The organism is Hydrogenophaga sp. LT287, from assembly GCF_055702805.1.
In genome coordinates, this window is the sequence record NZ_JBVPZC010000001.1 from 367,703 (window position 1) to 385,532 (window position 17,830).

General features: G+C 61.5%; 18 protein-coding genes. 7 read left to right on the forward strand and 11 right to left on the reverse strand.

Annotated features, from left to right (window positions below):
- The first annotated feature begins 130 nt into the window (after positions 1–130).
- Positions 131–469 carry a P-II family nitrogen regulator gene (locus AC0GNR_RS01710; RefSeq protein ID WP_304840000.1) on the forward strand — a complete coding sequence of 113 codons (339 nt, stop codon included), beginning with the start codon at positions 131–133 and terminating at the stop codon, positions 467–469.
- A gap of 15 nt (positions 470–484) precedes the next feature.
- On the opposite strand, the gene AC0GNR_RS01715 is transcribed toward AC0GNR_RS01710, so the two are convergent.
- From AC0GNR_RS01715 to AC0GNR_RS01725, 3 genes are read right to left on the reverse strand one after another with little or no spacing between them, the layout of a single operon-like run.
- Positions 485–1,072, reverse strand: a complete 588-nt coding sequence (locus tag AC0GNR_RS01715) for an LOG family protein (protein ID WP_472899272.1) — start codon at positions 1,070–1,072, stop codon at positions 485–487.
- 36 nt (positions 1,073–1,108) lie between these two features.
- Entirely contained in the window at positions 1,109–1,507 is a 399-nt protein-coding gene (locus tag AC0GNR_RS01720) for a diacylglycerol kinase (RefSeq protein WP_472899273.1), read from the reverse strand.
- 19 nt (positions 1,508–1,526) lie between these two features.
- Positions 1,527–2,135: an RDD family protein gene (locus AC0GNR_RS01725; RefSeq protein WP_472899274.1), complete on the reverse strand. Its 609-nt coding sequence runs from the start codon at positions 2,133–2,135 to the stop codon at positions 1,527–1,529.
- 329 nt (positions 2,136–2,464) lie between these two features.
- On the opposite strand from AC0GNR_RS01725, the gene AC0GNR_RS01730 reads away from it, so the two are divergent.
- The 6 genes from AC0GNR_RS01730 (at position 2,465) to pbpG (ending at position 10,260) form a co-directional block, all read left to right on the forward strand.
- Positions 2,465–4,246, forward strand: a complete 1,782-nt coding sequence (locus AC0GNR_RS01730; RefSeq protein ID WP_472899275.1) for an acetolactate synthase 3 catalytic subunit — start codon at positions 2,465–2,467, stop codon at positions 4,244–4,246.
- A 115-nt stretch (positions 4,247–4,361) separates the two neighbouring features.
- Positions 4,362–4,853, forward strand: coding sequence for an acetolactate synthase small subunit (gene ilvN / locus AC0GNR_RS01735; protein ID WP_439114320.1), 492 nt, complete (start codon positions 4,362–4,364; stop codon positions 4,851–4,853).
- A gap of 144 nt (positions 4,854–4,997) precedes the next feature.
- The gene (gene ilvC / locus AC0GNR_RS01740) at positions 4,998–6,014 is read left to right on the forward strand and encodes a ketol-acid reductoisomerase (protein ID WP_304840010.1); all 1,017 of its coding nucleotides are present in this window, start codon (positions 4,998–5,000) and stop codon (positions 6,012–6,014) included.
- 183 nt (positions 6,015–6,197) lie between these two features.
- Positions 6,198–7,007 carry a CDP-diacylglycerol--serine O-phosphatidyltransferase gene (gene pssA, locus AC0GNR_RS01745; RefSeq protein WP_472899276.1) on the forward strand — a complete coding sequence of 270 codons (810 nt, stop codon included), beginning with the start codon at positions 6,198–6,200 and terminating at the stop codon, positions 7,005–7,007.
- A 238-nt stretch (positions 7,008–7,245) separates the two neighbouring features.
- Positions 7,246–8,787 carry a 2-isopropylmalate synthase gene (locus tag AC0GNR_RS01750; protein ID WP_472899277.1) on the forward strand — a complete coding sequence of 514 codons (1,542 nt, stop codon included), beginning with the start codon at positions 7,246–7,248 and terminating at the stop codon, positions 8,785–8,787.
- A 177-nt stretch (positions 8,788–8,964) separates the two neighbouring features.
- Complete coding sequence (gene pbpG, locus AC0GNR_RS01755) at positions 8,965–10,260, forward strand: D-alanyl-D-alanine endopeptidase (protein ID WP_472899278.1); 1,296 nt, start codon at positions 8,965–8,967, stop codon at positions 10,258–10,260.
- Positions 10,261–10,326: 66 nt separating this feature from the next.
- Here pbpG and AC0GNR_RS01760 read toward each other — a convergent pair whose 3' ends face one another.
- The 8 genes from AC0GNR_RS01760 to dapE form a co-directional block, all read right to left on the reverse strand.
- Positions 10,327–11,127 carry an IclR family transcriptional regulator gene (locus AC0GNR_RS01760; RefSeq protein WP_472899279.1) on the reverse strand — a complete coding sequence of 267 codons (801 nt, stop codon included), beginning with the start codon at positions 11,125–11,127 and terminating at the stop codon, positions 10,327–10,329.
- 118 nt (positions 11,128–11,245) lie between these two features.
- Positions 11,246–11,986 (reverse strand): arginyltransferase, encoded by a 741-nt coding sequence (locus AC0GNR_RS01765; protein ID WP_472899280.1) that lies wholly within the window; start codon positions 11,984–11,986, stop codon positions 11,246–11,248.
- Positions 11,983–12,753: a leucyl/phenylalanyl-tRNA--protein transferase gene (aat, locus tag AC0GNR_RS01770; RefSeq protein ID WP_472899281.1), complete on the reverse strand. Its 771-nt coding sequence runs from the start codon at positions 12,751–12,753 to the stop codon at positions 11,983–11,985. Before aat ends, AC0GNR_RS01765 begins: the two co-directional genes overlap by 4 nt.
- Before the next feature lie 101 nt (positions 12,754–12,854).
- Positions 12,855–13,187: a VanZ family protein gene (locus tag AC0GNR_RS01775; RefSeq protein ID WP_472899282.1), complete on the reverse strand. Its 333-nt coding sequence runs from the start codon at positions 13,185–13,187 to the stop codon at positions 12,855–12,857.
- 70 nt (positions 13,188–13,257) lie between these two features.
- On the reverse strand, positions 13,258–13,506 hold the full coding sequence (locus AC0GNR_RS01780; RefSeq protein WP_472899283.1) for a GlsB/YeaQ/YmgE family stress response membrane protein: 249 nt from the start codon (positions 13,504–13,506) through the stop codon (positions 13,258–13,260).
- A 177-nt stretch (positions 13,507–13,683) separates the two neighbouring features.
- Complete coding sequence (locus AC0GNR_RS01785) at positions 13,684–15,744, reverse strand: ABC-F family ATP-binding cassette domain-containing protein (protein WP_472899284.1); 2,061 nt, start codon at positions 15,742–15,744, stop codon at positions 13,684–13,686.
- The gene (gene prmB, locus AC0GNR_RS01790) at positions 15,741–16,634 is read right to left on the reverse strand and encodes a 50S ribosomal protein L3 N(5)-glutamine methyltransferase (protein ID WP_472899285.1); all 894 of its coding nucleotides are present in this window, start codon (positions 16,632–16,634) and stop codon (positions 15,741–15,743) included. The genes AC0GNR_RS01785 and prmB overlap by 4 nt, the downstream gene beginning before the upstream one ends.
- A 20-nt stretch (positions 16,635–16,654) precedes the next feature.
- Positions 16,655–17,827: a succinyl-diaminopimelate desuccinylase gene (dapE, locus tag AC0GNR_RS01795; RefSeq protein WP_472899286.1), complete on the reverse strand. Its 1,173-nt coding sequence runs from the start codon at positions 17,825–17,827 to the stop codon at positions 16,655–16,657.
- Between the last annotated feature and the right edge of the window lie 3 nt (positions 17,828–17,830).

Sequence of the window (17,830 nt, forward strand, 5' to 3'; positions counted from 1 at the left end):
TCTACGCTGACAGGCGGGCGCTGCGGTTGATCGTGGACAAGCCGTGCGCACAGAGCCCGAGTCCGGCGCACCCGCTCGGTGCGCGTGATACATTTTTGGCTTCCCGTTACCGCACCCTGGAGCTGTTCGCATGAAGCAAATCACCGCCATCATCAAACCTTTCAAGCTGGAAGAGGTGCGCGAGGCGCTGGCCGAGCAGGGCGTGACCGGCCTCACCGTGACCGAGGTGAAAGGCTTTGGTCGTCAAAAAGGGCACACCGAGCTGTACCGCGGTGCCGAGTACGTGGTTGACTTTTTGCCGAAAGTGAAGCTTGAGGTGGTGGTCAAGTCGGACGACGTGGACCGCTGCGTTGACGCCATCATCCGCGCAGCGCACACCGGAAAAATTGGCGACGGCAAGATCTTCGTCACCTCGGTCGAGCGCGTGGTGCGCATTCGCACCGGGGAAGAGGACGAAACGGCGGTGTGATCGATCCCGCGCCGTTCAAATAGATTCCAGTCGGGCCTCGGGTGACAGGCCCGCAGCCTGCACCAGTTCGGGCAACAGCTGCTGTGCGCTGTTGCTCACCCGAATCAGATCCATCTGCCACGGGCTCATGAACGCCTGCTCGACCCCCGTGCGCAGGAAGGCGAGCAAGCCGTCGTAATACCCCGCTTCGTTGAGCAGGCCGATGGGCTTGTCGTGGTAGCCCAACTGGCGCCAGGTCCACACCTCAAAAAACTCTTCAAAGGTGCCGATCCCGCCTGGCAGCGCCAAGAACGCGTCCGCATGCTCGGCCATCAGGCGCTTGCGCTCGTGCATGGTGTCCACCACATGCAGTTCGGTGCAGTTGGTCTTGGCCCATTCTTTTTCCACCAGCGCTTTGGGAATGATGCCCACCACGCGGCCACCCGCGTCCAGGGTGGCCTGGGCGGTGATGCCCATCAGGCCGTTGCTGCCGCCGCCGTACACCAGCTGCCCACCATGGCTGCCGATCCATTGCCCCACAGCGCGAGCGGTGTCGGCAAACGCGGGCTCGACACCCGGACGGGAGCCGCAATAGACACAAATTGAGAAGTTCGGAGTGCTCATGGGGCGCTTATGGGGTGATGCGGTTGGTGGGGTAGGTCAAAAGAATCGGGTCCAGAGCGCCGCAGCCCAAACGCCTGCACACAAGACCAAGCTGAGCAATACGGCGGCACTGCCCATGTCCTTGGCCCGTTTTGACAGGCTGTGCCACTCGGGGCCGATGCGGTCGATGGCAGCCTCGACGCTGGAGTTGAGCAGCTCCACAATCATCACGATCAGCACCACACCCGCCAGCAGCACGACCTCGACCCAGCTTTGTCCAACCCAAAAGGCGAGTGGCAACATCACAGCCGACGCCGTGGCCTCTTGCCGGAAGGCGGTTTCCTTCCAGCCCGCGCGCAAGCCCGCCAACGAATAGCCGAAAGCATGCCACACACGACCGAACCCGCGGCGGTGTTTCTGCGCGTCGGTTGCCTCGTGAGCGGTGTCGTGGTTCATGGGTGAGGGGTTGTGCATGTCAGCGTTGCCAGAACTTGCGTTTCTTGGCCGGTTGGGCGGGCTTGTAGTGGACCAGGCGCGTGCCTGCCAGCGCGTCGTGCAGAAACTGGCGCTGCGGATGAAACCGCGCCAGCAGTGCCCAGACCGCGACCCAGCCCAGCACGATCACCGTCAGCTCGCCGCCCGGCAAGCTGAAGTAACCGCCAGCGGCCAGCGGCGGGAGGAACCACATCCACGACCACAGATAGCGCACCAAGGCTTTGGACCTGGTGAGCGCGTGTCCCTGCTGATCTACCATCCGAATGTTCCAGGTCTTCATGGCCAGCGTCTGGCCTTTGGACCAGAACCAGGTGAAGTAGAGCGCCAGCAGCAAAAAAACGTAGGCCTGCAGGGCGTAGCGGTTGTTGACGGCGTCCAGCATGGGCGCCATCGAAGGCACCAGGTAGCCGACGGCAAACACCAACCCGAAAACAAACAGCCCGGTGCCAAAGATGACCCCAAACAGGAGCGCGCCTTCGTACATCCAGCAGGCCATGCGGCGCATCAGCGGTGGCGCCATCGGCGGCCCCTGGATCGTCTCGTCTGGGGCAGATAAGGGCGCGTTTGGCGCAGCGGGGGAGGTGGTCATGGTTGCAATGGGGAAGCGTCAAGTTTGCCAGCTGCACCTGGAGCGATGCTGAAGCCAGAAGCCGGGTGGCGCTGCGAAAAATCAGGCTGAATTGTCGCATTGCAACAAAATCGGCGTTTTTTCAGGCCACGGTACTGGGCGCGCCAGGAAAACGACCGTGCTGCAGTGCGATAATGCGCGTTGCACTTCAAAACACGGCAAACGGGTCAGGGTCCGGCGGGGTATGTGTCCGCTCATGTCCATTGGCCTCAAGTCTCAACACCGCTTCACAAGAGCTGGCGTAGAGGCACCCAAGGTTTTTCGTCAGAGAAATTCTCGAAAGGTTCATCATGGAAATCAACAAGGCCGAACTGGCCTCAGCCGCTGCCGCCACCCCTTCTGGCGCAGCCACTCAAGAACTTCGCGGCGCAGAAATTCTCGTCAAGGCCCTCCAGGCCGAAGGCGTGAAGTACATCTGGGGTTACCCCGGTGGTGCTGTGCTGCACATCTACGACGCTTTTTACAAGCAAGACACCATCCAGCATGTGCTGGTGCGGCACGAGCAGGCTGCCGTGCACGCGGCCGACGGCTATGCGCGTGCCACGGGTGAGGTGGGCGTGTCACTGGTGACCTCAGGCCCCGGCCTGACCAATGCCGTCACTGGTATTGCCACGGCCTACATGGACAGCATTCCCATGGTCATCATCAGTGGCCAGGTGCCCACTGCTGCGATCGGCCTGGATGCCTTCCAGGAATGCGACACCGTCGGCATTACGCGCCCCATCGTCAAGCACAACTTTCTGGTGAAGGACGTGCGCGACATGGCCATGATCATGAAGAAGGCCTTTCACATTGCCCGCACCGGCCGCCCCGGCCCCGTGGTGGTTGATGTTCCAAAGGACGTGTCTTTCAACAAGACCGCCTACACCGGCTACCCTGAGTCGGTCGAAATGCGCTCGTACAACCCGGTGCGCAAGGGGCATGGCGGACAGATCCGCAAGGCTCTGCAACTGCTGCTTTCAGCCAAGCGGCCCTACATCTACACCGGTGGCGGTGTGCTGCTGGGCAATGCGGTGCAAGAGTTGCGCACCCTGGTTGACCTGCTGGGCTACCCCGTCACCAACACGCTGATGGGCTTGGGCGCATACCCCGCGTCTGACAAGAAGTTCCTGGGCATGCTGGGCATGCACGGCACCATTGAAGCCAACAACGCCATGCAAAATTGCGATGTGCTGCTGGCTGTCGGTGCGCGTTTCGACGACCGCGTGATTGGCAACCCCAAGCACTTTGCGTCGGTGGACCGCAAGATCATTCACATCGACATCGATCCGTCGAGCATCTCCAAGCGCGTCAAGGTGGACGTGCCGATTGTGGGCGACGTGAAAGACGTGTTGACCGAGCTGATCAACATGGTGCGCGAGACCACGACCCGTGTCGAGCCCGCAGCACTGGCTTCCTGGTGGGACACCATTGAAGGATGGCGTTCGAAGGATTGCCTGAAATACGACCGTGGTAACACCGAGGTGATCAAGCCGCAGTACGTGGTGGAAACGCTCTGGAACATGACCAAGGACGCCGACGCCTATGTCACGTCCGATGTGGGTCAGCACCAGATGTGGGCCGCGCAGTACTACCGCTTCGATGAGCCGCGCCGCTGGATCAACTCGGGCGGCCTGGGCACCATGGGCGTGGGCATTCCCTATGCCATGGGTATCAAGCTGGCGAAGCCCGAGAGCGAGGTGTTTTGCGTGACCGGTGAAGGTTCGGTGCAGATGTGCATCCAGGAACTCTCTACCTGCCTGCAATACAACACCCCGATCAAGATCATGGCGTTGAACAACCGCTACCTTGGCATGGTGCGCCAGTGGCAGGAAATTGACTACGAAGGCCGCTACAGCCACAGCTACATGGACGCGTTGCCCAACTTCGTGAAGCTGGCCGAGGCCTATGGCCATGTCGGCATGCTGATCGAACGCCCAGAAGACGTGGAGCCTGCGCTGCGCGAAGCCCGCAAGCTCAAGGACCGCACCGTGTTCATGGACTTCCGTACCGACCCCACCGAGAACGTGTTCCCGATGGTCAAGGCCGGCAAAGGCATCACGGAAATGCTGTTGGGCTCAGAGGACCTCTGAGCCACTTACCCTGTTGCGGGCCCTTGGGTCTGCGGCAGCCCCTGACGAATCTATTTGCAGCCAAGCCTGCGCATTACCGTGCGCAGGGGAGGGCTCAGAAAAGAGGAATCCCTTCATGAAACACATCATTGCTGTCTTGCTCGAAAACGAACCGGGCGCTCTGTCCCGCGTGGTCGGGCTGTTTTCTGCACGCGGTTACAACATCGAGTCGCTCACGGTGGCTCCCACCGAAGACCCCAGCCTCTCGCGCATGACGATCCAGACCACCGGATCGGACGACGTGATTGAGCAGATCACCAAGCACCTGAACCGCCTGATTGAGGTGGTCAAGGTGGTCGACCTGACCGAAGGCGCCTACACCGAGCGCGAGCTCATGATGGTGAAGGTTCGCGCGGTAGGCAAAGAGCGCGAAGAGATGAAACGCATGGCCGACATTTTCCGGGGTCGCATCATCGATGTGACCGAAAAAAGCTACACCATCGAACTCACCGGTGACTTGAGCAAAAACGACGCGTTCCTGGAGGCCATCGACCGATCGGCCATTCTGGAAACCGTGCGCACCGGTGCCAGCGGCATCGGCCGGGGTGAGAGAATCCTGCGCGTTTGAGTTTTTCAGGGCTCAGCCATTTGCCCGTTCGGGCTGAGCCTGTCGAAGCCTTGGTGTGTGCCTGGCATTCACCGGGGTCCCGAGAGCCCTTCGACAGGCTCGCGAAGAACGGCACAACCCCTAAACCACCTACTGGAGCAAAAGATGAAAGTTTTCTACGACAAAGACTGTGACCTGTCCCTGATCAAGGGCAAGACCGTCGCCATCCTCGGTTACGGCAGCCAGGGCCATGCCCACGCTCAAAACCTGAACGACAGCGGCGTGAAGGTCGTGGTTGGCCTGCGCAAGGGTGGCGCTTCTTGGGACAAGGTCGGCAAAGCCGGCCTGACCGTCATGGAAGTTGATGAAGCCGTCAAGGCAGCCGATGTGGTCATGATCCTCTTGCCCGACGAGATGATCGCCGAGGTCTACAACAACAACGTGGCCCCCAACATCAAGCAAGGCGCTTCGCTGGCCTTCGCCCACGGTTTCAACGTGCACTACAACCAGGTCGTGCCCCGCGCCGATCTGGACGTGTGGATGGTGGCGCCCAAGGCCCCAGGTCACACCGTGCGCAACACCTACACCCAGGGCGGCGGCGTGCCCCACCTGGTGGCCGTGCACCAGGACAAGAGCGGCAAAGCCCGCGAACTGGCTCTGAGCTACGCCATGGCCAACGGTGGCGGCAAGGCCGGCATCATTGAAACCAACTTCAAGGAAGAGACCGAGACCGACCTGTTCGGCGAGCAGGCCGTGCTGTGTGGCGGTGCTGTCGAGCTGATCAAGATGGGTTACGAGACCCTGGTTGAAGCCGGCTACGCGCCCGAAATGGCGTATTTCGAGTGCCTGCACGAGCTCAAGCTGATCGTTGACCTGATCTACGAAGGTGGCATTGCCAACATGAACTACTCGATCTCCAACAACGCGGAGTTCGGCGAGTACGTGACCGGCCCCGAGGTGATCAACGAAGAGTCGCGCAAAGCCATGCGCAACGCCCTGAAGCGCATCCAGAACGGCGACTACGCCAAGATGTTCATCCAGGAAGGCCGCCTGAACTATCCCTCCATGACCGCCCGCCGCCGCAACACCGCCGATCACCAGATCGAAGTGGTGGGTGCCCAGCTACGCGCCATGATGCCCTGGATCGCCAAGAACAAGCTGGTTGACCAGACCCGCAACTGATTTTGTTGCGTGCATAGGCACCCGTGGCTCCCTGGAGCTGCGGGGGCGCACACACAAGGCCACCTCGGTGGCCTTTTCTATTTGTAGCGCCAGCTTGTTGCTGGCTTACACTGGGGTTTTGCTTTTTGGGTGCAGTGCAGGTCAGCTGCCCGCTCATTTGCTTCGGCTTTTTCAGAGAAATACATGCACGACGGATCCGACCCACTCATGCCCCAGAACGAAGAGATGCGCAAACGGCGCAAGGGTATCTACATGGTGCCGAACATGATCACGTTGGCGGCGCTCTTCGGGGGGTTTTACGCCATCGTGATGGCCATGAATGGTCGCTACGACTTGGCCACCGTGGCCATTTTCGTGGCCATGGTGCTGGACAGTTTGGACGGCCGCGTGGCGCGCATGACAAACACCCAGAGTGCATTTGGCGAGCAGATGGACTCCTTGTCCGATATGGTGTCGTTCGGTGCTGCGCCCGCCCTGATCGCATACATCTGGGCTCTGAGCGGCCTGGGTCGCTGGGGTTGGATTGCGGCATTTGTCTACTGCGCCTGCGCTGCTTTGCGTTTGGCGCGTTTTAACGTCAACACCGGCGTGGTCGACAAGCGCTATTTCCAGGGGCTTCCGTCGCCCGCCGCCGCCGCGCTGGTGGCTGGCTTTATCTGGCTGGCCACCGAATACGGGTTCAAGGGGTCCGAGCTGGTGTGGCCCATGTTTGGTCTCACCCTTTACGCCGGCCTGACCATGGTCACCAACGTGCCGTTTTACAGTTTCAAAGACCTCAGCCTGAAGAAGAGTGTGCCGTTTGCGTCGATTGTGCTGGTGGCGCTGGGCATTGCGGTGATCAACATCGACCCGCCCACGGTGCTGTTTGCGTTGTTCGTGCTCTACGGGCTGTCGGGTTATGCGGTGTATTTCTGGCGCAAGGCCAAAGGGCGGCAAACCAGTGTCATCAGCACGTCGACCGACGAGCCCGACGAGCGCGGGCTGCACGAATAAGGTTTTGGGCATCGCGGCCATGGTTTTCCTTAATCAAGACGCAACTTTCTTTGTGATACATTGGCTCCCATGAAACGGATTTCTTTCGCTCTACTACTGGGTGTCCTTCACGGGCAGTCTTGGTAACGCGCGAGTGATTTCCAACAACGGCCCGTTTGCACCTGCAACGGGCCGTTTGTTTTTGGGTTGTGGGTTTTTTTCAAGAGTGGTCATTGGTGCCACGTACCGGAGATTTGAGATGAGCGACAAACTGATCATTTTTGACACCACCTTGCGCGATGGCGAGCAGTCACCCGGCGCTTCCATGACCAAAGATGAGAAGCTGCGCATTGCGCGCCAGCTTGAGCGCCTCCGAGTGGATGTGATCGAGGCCGGTTTTGCCGCCAGTTCCAACGGTGACTTCGAGTGCGTGCAGGCGATAGCCAACACCATCAAAGACTCCACGGTCTGCTCATTGGCACGGGCCAATGACCGCGATATTTCCCGAGCCGCCGAGGCGCTCAAAGGTGCTCAGCGCGCCCGCATACACACCTTCATTGCCACCAGCCCGCTGCACATGGAGAAAAAGCTGCGCATGACGCCTGACGAGGTGTTTGAGCAGGCCAAGCAGTCGGTGCGCTTTGCACGTAACCTGGTTGAAGATGTCGAGTTCAGCCCGGAAGACGGCTACCGCAGCGACATGGACTTCTTGTGCCGGGTGCTCGAAGCCGTCATCAAAGAGGGCGCTACGACGCTGAACATTCCAGACACGGTGGGCTACGCGATTCCCGAGCTCTACGGCGAGTTCATCCGAACCCTGCGCGAGCGCATTCCGAATTCCGACAAGGCGATCTGGTCGGTTCATTGCCACAACGACTTGGGTATGGCGGTGGCCAACTCGCTCGCGGGCGTGAAGATTGGCGGCGCGCGCCAGGTCGAGTGCACCATCAACGGCCTGGGAGAGCGTGCCGGCAACTGTTCGCTGGAAGAAGTGGTGATGGCGGTACGGACGCGCCGCGATTACTTCAACCTCGATGTGGGTGTGGACACGACCCAGATCGTGCCGGCCAGTCGCATGGTCAGCCAGACCACCGGTTTTGTGGTGCAGCCCAACAAGGCCGTCGTGGGCGCCAACGCGTTTGCCCATGCGAGCGGTATTCACCAGGACGGCGTGCTCAAGGCACGGGATACCTACGAGATCATGCGCGCGGAAGATGTGGGCTGGGCTGCCAACAAGATCGTGCTGGGCAAGCTCAGTGGCCGCAATGCGTTCAAGCAGCGCTTGCAGGACCTGGGTATTGAGATGGAGTCCGAGAGCGAGATCAACACCGCGTTTGCCGCGTTCAAAGAACTGGCCGACCGCAAGAGCGAAATCTTCGACGAGGACATCCTCGCGCTGTGCAGCGACGAAAGCGTGACCGCTGAGAAAGAGCAGTACGGCCTGGTCTCGTTGTCCCAGCACAGCGAAACCGGCGAGCGGCCACACGCGAACATTGTGTTCACCAACGGTGGCAAGGAAGTGGTCTGTGAGTCCGACGGCAACGGCCCTGTTGACGCGTCTTTGAAAGCGATTGAGAGCCAGCTCAACAGCGGTGCCGAGATGGTTCTTTACTCGGTCAACGCCATTACCAGCGGCTCCACCGAGAGCCAGGGTGAGGTCACGGTGCGTTTGCAGCATGGTGGTCGGGTCGTCAACGGTGTAGGCGCTGATCCAGACATCGTTGTTGCATCGGCCAAGGCCTACCTCAGTGCCTTGAACAAGCTGCAAAGCAAGGCCGACCGGGTTTCAGCACAAGGATAAAACTCAATAAAATCAATGACTTAGAGGCCTATTTTCAGTAAGAGAGAGAATTGACGGTAAAAGTAGTTCTTTCTCTCGCTTTTTCTGAGATAAGTTACACAAGTTTTTGATATTGCTAGTTTTTTTCAATGTGTCTATACTCCACTCCAGCACAATTCCGTTGGCTGGAGTGGACCCATGAACCCTTGCGTAAACCGCTTTCGAAAAGCCATCCACGGTACCGTCGCTCTCGCGCTTGCGGTCGTTTTTGCTGTTCCCCTTTCTGTATCCGCTGCGGCTGAGAAAAAACAGACGCAGAAAGTCAAAAAGGCCACCGCCACCCAGCTTGCTGCCAAAAAGAAACCTGTGCAGACAAAAGCTGTTGCTCGGAAAAAAGCAAGCTCTGAAAAAGCGGCCGCACCCAAGGCGTTAGCCAAATCCAAGCTGGCCAAGGCGAAGCCTGACAAAAAAGCCAGGGTCTCAGACACCAAGCAAGCCAAAAGCGGGGCGCGCAATGTCCGCACCGTCGTGGCAGCGAAAAAGAGCGGCAACAAGACGGGTCTGTCCAAGCAGGCCCGTAAAAATACCGTCCTTGCGAAGAGCCGCAACGCTGCAGCCACCAGCAAGGTGGCGGTGCGCAACAGTGCGGCTTCCTCCGTGGTGCGTGTGGCCGCGGTGCCCAGTCTGTCCGCAGGCGAGCGTCTGGGTCTGAGAGGCAGCGAAGACGCTCTGGATCTCAGCTCCAGCGTGGCTCTGGTGGTGGATCAGGACACCAACGAGGTGCTCTTCAGCAAGAACGATTCCGCGGTGCTTCCCATTGCCTCGCTGACCAAGCTCATGACGGGCCTGGTGATCGCCGATGCAAACTTGCCCATGGACGAGGCCATCACCATCACGCAAGATGATGTGGACATTTACAAAGGCAGCCGTTCGCGGCTGGCTGTGGGTTCTACTTTGAGTCGTGGTGAACTGATGCATCTGGCGCTGATGTCCAGCGAAAACCGCGCTGCTCACGCCTTGGGGCGCACCTATCCGGGCGGCCTGCGACATTTTGTTTCGCTCATGAACAGCAAGGCCCGTGAACTGGGCATGCACGATACCCGCTATGTTGAACCCACCGGCCTGTTGAGCCAGAACCAGTCCAGCGCCAGGGACCTCGCCACCTTGGTTTCCGTGGCCTACGAGCGTCCCATCTTGCGCGACTTGTCGACTTCACCAAGCCACCAGTTGGAGCTGGGTCATCGCACGCTGCAGTTCAACAATTCCAACCGGCTGATTCGCAACCCCGAATGGGATATTGGTTTGCAGAAAACGGGTTACATCTCGGAGGCTGGCCGTTGTCTGGTGATGCAGGCCAAGGTGGCAGGGCGCAAAGTGATCATGGTGTTCCTCGATTCGGCCGGCAAGCTGAGCCGCGTCCAGGATGCTGAGCGGGTGCGCCGCTGGGTAGAGGCCCAGACCCGGGAACCGGTGTTCGTCAGACCCCAGGGCTGACACCCCAACAAAAAAACGGTCCAGTTGGACCGTTTTTTTGTTGGTGCTGCAGTTGCGCCCCGAGGCTCAGGGCCGTCCAGCGCCCAGCTGCGCTTTGGGGCACCCCAAGGCCGACGAAATTTCCGCCGCCGTGGCGCGGAGTTTGGGCACCCAGTTCTCGTCAATGCGATCGGCCGGTGCCGAGATGGACAGGCCGGCCACCAGCTTGCATTGGTCGTCGTAAATGCCTGCCGCCATGCAGCGCACGCCCATCTCCAGCTCTTCGTTGTCCCGCGCCACCCCGGCCTGACGGCATTGGGTCAGTTCACGCTCCAGCGTTGCCAGCTGGGTCAGGCTGTTGCGTGTGTTGCCCACGAGACCTGTGCGCGTAGCGTAGGCGCGCACGCGTTGCGGGTCGTCTGCCGCCAAAAACAATTTTCCGACCGAGGTGAGGTGCAGCGGTGCACGGCCACCTATTGCCCTGACCACCTGCATGCCAGAGCGTTCGCTGTAGGCACGCTCAACGTACACAATTTCGTCGCCTTGGCGCATGCTCAGGTTGACCGGTTGCTGGATCAGTTTGTGCAGTTCGCGCATGGGAACCAGGGCCGCGTCGCGCACGCTCAGGCGTGCCTTCACCAGATTGCCCAGCTCCAGCAACCGCATGCCGAGGCGGTAACTGCCCGCTTCGGGACGGTCAACAAAGCGGCCAATGGTCAGATCGTTCAGGATGCGGTGCGCCGTCGATGGGTGCAGCCCGGTCTTTTCGCTGATTTCCTTCAGCGAAACCGGCTCTTCTCGTGAGGCCAGCACTTCCAGCAGATTGAACATGCGTTCAATCACCTGTACGGTGGGCGTGGTGGGCAGTTGGTCGGATCGTTTGGTCATGGGCTCTGCAGTGGTTGTTTTTATTTTACGAGATGAAATTGCACCCCGCCACATGGCCCGTAGCAGCGTGGCGCTTCGGTCTGGATCGGACGGTCCGGCTGCGATCCAGCCGCTGGGATCACACGCTGTCGCGGACCCAATCGCCGTCGATCAGCAGTTCGTGTGGCCGGTAGCCGGCCTTGTAGTTCATCTTGCTGCTCTGAGCAATCCAGTATCCCAGGTACACATAGGGCAGGCCCAGCGCGCGCGCCTGTTCAATCTGCCACAGGACGCCGTAGGTGCCATAACTGGACCGCCCGTCGGGTTCGTAGAAGGTGTAGACAGCGGACAAACCGTCGTTCAAGACGTCGACGATGGAAACCATTTTTAATGGACCGGGCTCGCCATCGGCCCCAGGCTCGTAAAACTCGACCAAACGGGAATTCACGCGGCTTTGCAGCAAAAACTGCGTGTACTGGTCGATGCTGTCGTGGTCCATGCCGCCGCCCGCATGCCGGCTGTTTTGGTAGCGCAGGTAGAGCTGGTAGTGCTCGGGCACATAACAAAGCTTGAGCACCCGGGTTTGCAGCGCCGCGTGTTGCGCTAGGCTGCGCTTTTGGCTGCGGCTGGGGGTGAAGTCGGCAACGGGTATCCGCAACGGCACACAGGCTTTGCAGCCATCGCAATACGGCCGGTAGGTGAACATGCCGCTGCGGCGAAACCCGCGGGTCACAAGGTCCGAATAGGCGTCGTTGTGGATCAGGTGGCTGGGCGTGGCCACTTGCGAGCGGGCTTGGCGGCCCGGCAAGTAGCTACAGGGGTAGGGCGCCGTGGCATAAAACTGCAGCGCTTGAAGCGGGAGTTCTTTGAGGTGCGTCACGCGGGTGGGCTGTGTTCGCTGAACAATTTTTGCCAGTATATCGGCTCAAATTCCCAGCGCGGCGCAGCGTGTTGCGTGGCCCTTTTGATGTGCTGGCTAAAGGTTTGGCGCGGCATGAGTTCACCACCCAATGCGGCCAGGTGCGGGGTGTCTTGCTGGCAGTCGATCAGCGGAATTTGCTGGGCTCGGCAAAACGCGACCAGCGCCGCCAGGGCGATTTTGGATGCGTTGCTTTGCCGGCTGAACATGGATTCACCGAACACCATGGCGCCGAGGTTGATGGCGTAGAGCCCGCCCACCAGCTCACCGTCTATCCAGGTCTCCACGCTGTGCGCTACGCCCGCCTGGTGCAGCCGAAGGTAGGCTTGCACCATGGCCGGCAGAATCCAGGTGCCATCTTGGCCTGCACGGGGCACCAAAGCACAGCTGCGTATCACCCGTTCAAAGTCGTGGTCAAAACGGATCTCCAGTCGGCCGGCGTGCAGCAGGCTCTGGATGGTCTTGCGCAACGAGCGGTGCAGACGAAACGCGTCGGTGCGCAGCACCATGCGGGGGTCGGTGCTCCACCACAAAATGGGCTGGCCTGCGCTGTACCAGGGAAAAATGCCTTGCGAGTAGGCCGACACAAGTGTCGCAACGTCCAGCACGCCCCCAGCAGCCAGCAACCCCGGTGCGGGGTCGAGCGGGCCCCAGGCCATTTCCACCGGTGGAAATGCCTGGCCCGGTTCCAGCCAGGGCAGGGTGGGGGTTGCTGGGTTGTGGGACATGTTTCTATTGTGCCGTCAGGTACCTGTGCGCCAGCGTGAACCGAGCGGTTGCGCTTTGCGGGCTGCTCAGCTTCAGACACTGGCCAACCATTCGTACATCGTCAGGTGGCCGATTTGCCTCGCCATACGCGCTGTACACCAAGGGCTGCAGCAATACCCACCGCATCAGCCAGAAGATCGAGCCAGTCACCATAACGCCAGCCTGTGGCTGACTGGGCCAATTCAATGGCACCCCCGGCCAGCAGCAGGCCCGTGCCGATGTGATACGGCGACTTTTTGGGGTAGGCCGACAGGGCAAGCCAGGTCAAACCCAGGAAGCCCAGCGCATGCTGCGCCTTGTCCCAGAAATTGAACACCGGGGGCAACATGGCACCGGGCATGAGCGAAAGCGCAATGACCGTGACCAAGGCGCACCAGAAGGCGGTCTTTTTCATGCCGGCACAGGCTGCCGTTTTGCGTGGTCTGCGCCCATGCCTGTGGCCCGCTCGGTCGGCCAGCGGCGATTCATTTCTTTTTCACAAAACCATAGATCACCAGCAACAACACCGCGCCGATGACGGACGCGATGAAGCCGGCTGCCTGGCCGGGTGCATACAGGCCCAGCGCCGCCCCGAGGTAGCTCGCGACAAATGAGCCCGCTACACCCAGTACGGCGGTCATGATCCAGCCCATGCCGTCTTCACCTGGTTTGATGGCCCGAGCGATGAAGCCTGCAATGAGGCCAATGAAAAGCGTGCCGAGTATGGACATCATGTGGAGACCCTGATTCGTTGAAAGGATGACGGGCTAGCACCCGCCGCAAACGCCGCTCAACTGTATCGAACATCGAGCGGTTGGTTCACCACCGACGGCAGTGCAGCACAAAGACGGCGATCCAGGCGTGTGCCCTGTCACTGTTCTGTGGTGATCAAGCGCCTGGAGGTCGCCCGCTTAAGCGCTGGCGGCTTCAATGGCCTCGGTCAGTTCCAGCCAGCGCGCTTCGAGCGTGTCGTTTTCATCGTTCACCGCTTTGAGGCGCCGCCCGGAGTCTGCGATGTCGCTGCTGTTTATCGGCTGGCTCAAAGCGGTTTCCAGCTTGGTCTTTTCTTGCGCCAGCAAAGCCATGCGTTTTTCGGTTTGTTCCAGCTCTTTCTTCAATGGCCGGGTTTTTTCGGCCACCTGCTGGCGACGCAGGGCGTCTTGTCGGCGCTGCTCCGGGCTGCGGCTGGTGAGCGACTGAAGGTCCACCGCATTTGAAACTGGTACGGGTGCTGCTATCACCACCGCCGCCTTGTCGTTGGCTCTGGGCGCTGGGGACGCTGCCGCCAAGGGCGTGCTGCTGCGCTGTTGGTCGCGCTGCTCTTGGCGCTGGGCTTCGCGGGACTGCTTGGCCATGTCGAGCAGATAGCGCTGGTAGTCGTCCAGATCGCCGTCAAACGGCTCAATGCCGCCGCGCGAGACCAGCCAGAACTCGTCGCACACGGCGCGGAGCAGGGCACGGTCATGGCTGACCAGCATGACGGTGCCTTCGAATTCGTTCAGCGCCATGGACAGCGCTTCGCGCGTGGCCAGGTCCAGGTGGTTGGTGGGCTCGTCCAGCAGCAGCAGGTTGGGGCGCTGCCACACAATCATGCACAGCACCAGGCGGGCTTTTTCGCCGCCGCTCATGCTGCCCACCGCCTGTTTCACCTGGTCGCCTGTGAAGTTGAAGCTGCCCAGGAAGCCGCGCAGGTCTTGCTCGCGCGTGGCCTGGCCGCTCAGGCGGCCCTCAGCCGTGCACTCGCGCACCAGGCGGATCATGTGTTCCAGCGGTGTGTCGGCCGGGCGCAGCACGTCGAGTTCTTGCTGCGCAAAGTAACCAATGTTGAGGCCTTTGCCTTCGGTGATGGTGCCGGCCAGCGCCTGCAGGTCGCGCGCGATGGTCTTCACCACGGTGGACTTGCCCTGGCCGTTGGCCCCCAGAATGCCGATGCGTTGCCCGGCCAGCACCGACTTGCTGACGTTGCGCACGATCAGCGTGGGCTCGCCGCCTTCCACCGCCGGGGGGTAGCCAAAGCTCACGTCCTGCATGGCCAGCATGGGGTTGGGCAGGTTTTGCGGCTCGCTGAACTCGAAGGTGAATTCGGCGTCGGCCAGCACCGGGCCAATTTTCTCCATGCGCTCCAGCGCTTTCACGCGGCTTTGTGCCTGCTTGGCCTTGCTGGCCTTGGCCTTGAAGCGGTCAATGAACTTTTGCAGGTGCGCCATCTTGTCCTGCTGCTTGGAATAGGCGGTGGCCTGCAACGCCATTTGTTCGGCGCGCATGTCCTCAAAGCGGCTGTAGTTGCCGCCGTAGCGCGTGAGCTGGGCGCGTTCAATGTGGATGGTGACGTCGGTCACCGCGTCCAGAAACTCGCGGTCGTGGCTGATCACGAGCATGGTGCCTTCGTAGCGCTTGAGCCAGGCTTCCAGCCAGACCAGGGCGTCCAGGTCCAGGTGGTTGGTGGGTTCGTCGAGCAAAAGCAAGTCGCTGGGGCACATCAGGGCGCGGGCCAGCTGCAGGCGCATGCGCCAGCCACCCGAGAAGCTGTTGACCGGGTGCTCCAGTTCGTCGGTGCGAAAGCCCAGGCCCAGAATGAGCGCTTGCGCACGTGCCGGTGCGTCGTGAGCGCCGGCGTCGTGCAGCGCCATGTAGGCGTTGGCCATGTGTTCACCGTCGCCGCTGGCTTCGGCGGCGGCCACTTCGGTCTGCGCCGCCAGCAGCGTCACATCGCCTTCAATGACAAACTGTGTGGCGGGCATGTCGGTTTCAGGCATGTCCTGTGCCACCTGCGCCATGCGCCACTGGGCCGGCACGTAAAAGTCGCCTTTGTCTTCGTGCAGGGTGTGGTTGAGGAGGCCAAAGAGGCTGGACTTGCCCGCGCCGTTGCGGCCGACCAGGCCGACTTTTTCACCGGGGTTGATGGTGCAGGAGGCGCCATCGAGCAGGACCTTCGTGCCGCGACGAAGGACAAGGTTTTTGAGCGTGATCATGGATGGGGCGAGGGCGATGCTGCCAGCGCCGAAAGGGATTCAGAAGTGATAAGGAGGACCTGGTCGTCGCCTGCGCTGGTGCTCAGCCAGACGGTTTCCAGCTGCGGGAACACCGCTTCGAAATGTTCGCGCTCGTTGCCAATTTCAAGCACCAGCACGCCTTGCGGTCTGAGCCGAGCGGGCAGGTCGCGCAGCAAGGCGCGGATGAAATCCATGCCATCGGCGCCACCGGCCAGCGCCAGTTCGGGCTCCGCCCGGTATTCGGCGGGTAGGGCACTCATGCTGGCTGCGTTCACATAGGGCGGGTTGCACAGCACCAGGTCCCAGGGGCCGGGGCAGGCCGCGAGGCCGTCGGACTCGATGAGGGTGATGCGGTCTTGCAGGCCATGCTGGTCCACGTTGATGCGGGCCACGGCCAGTGCGTCGGTGGAAATGTCGGTGCCGGTGACCTGCACGTCAGGCCAGGCCAGGGCCGCCAGCACCGCCAGGCTGCCGTTGCCGGTGCACAGGTCCAGCACCGTGCGGGTATGTGCGCCCAGCCAGTGGTCAATGCTGCCTTCGGCAATCAGCTCGGCGATGAAACTGCGCGGCACGATGGCGCGGCGGTCCACGTAAAACGGCACGCCCTGCAACCAGGCTTCTTGCGTGAGGTAGGCCGCGGGTTCGCGGGTGTCGATGCGGCGCTGAACGAGCGCGCGCACCGCGTCTTGCTGCTCGGGTGAAATGGGCTGCTCGGCCAGCGCGTCCAGGTCGCTGTCCAGCGGCAGGCCGAGTTGCCACAGCACCAGCCAGGCGGCCTCGTCCTGGGCGTTGGTGGTGCCGTGGCCGTAGGCCAGCTGGGCCGCATCGAGGCTGTGGGTGGCTTCGGTCAGAAGTTGTTGCAGTTTCAAAAGGATGTCCGGTGGAGCGTTCAGCGGCTGGCGCTGGCCTCTTGGGCCAGGTTGTCCAGGGTGCGCCGGTAAATGTTTTTCAAGGGTTCGATGTCGGCCACGGACACGCACTCGTCGATTTTGTGGATGGTGGCGTTGGGTGGGCCCAGTTCGATCACCTGCGGGCAGACCTGGGCGATGAAGCGCCCGTCGCTGGTGCCGCCGGTGGTTGACAGCTGGGTGTCCAGCCCGGTTTCGGCGTCAATGGCTGCCCGCACGGCGTCCACCAGGGTGCCGGGCGCGGTGAGGAACGGCAAGCCGCCCACGGTCCAGGCCAGGTCGTAGTCGGCACCCGCCTGCAGACTGTGGCGCCCAAGGATGTCGGCCACGCGCTGCTGCAGGCCCTCGGGGGTGGATTCGGTGGAAAAACGGAAATTGAAGTCCACCACCACGGTGCCCGGGATGACGTTGCTCGCTCCCGTGCCGCCGTGGATATTGCTGATCTGCCAGCTGGTGGGCGGGAAATAGGCATTGCCGGCGTCCCAGGCCGTGGCGGCCAGCTCGGCCAGGGCCGGTGCCGCCATGTGGATGGGGTTTTTGGCCATGTGGGGGTAGGCAATGTGGCCCTGAATGCCCTTAACCGTGAGCTTGCCGCTCATGGTGCCGCGGCGGCCGTTCTTGATCATGTCGCCGGTGCGCTCCACCGACGTGGGCTCGCCCACAATGCACCAGTCCATGCGCTCGTTGCGGCGCTGCAGCTCGCGGCACACCACCACGGTGCCATCCAGCGCTGGGCCTTCTTCGTCGCTGGTGAGCAAAAAAGCGATGTCAATGGCCGGGTTGGGCTGGGCGGCCACGAATTCTTCACAAGCCACCACCATGGCCGCGAGTGAGGCTTTCATGTCGCTGGCGCCGCGGCCAAAGAGCTTGCCGTCGCGGTGCGTGGGCACAAACGGGTCGCTGGACCAGGCGGTGGTGGGGCCGGTGGGTACCACGTCGGTGTGGCCCGCGAAGATGAGGGTGGGTTGCCGGCCTTGCCCCAAGCGCGCCCAGAGGTTGGTGACCCGGAAGTCGGCCGGGCCGCTTTCGATGGTCTCGCAAACGAAACCCAGCGCTGACAGGCGGCTGGCGATCACCGCCTGGCAACCCTCGTCCTTGGGGGTGACAGAGGGCCGTGCAATCAGTTCTTCGGTCAGGCGCAGGGTGGCATTCATAGG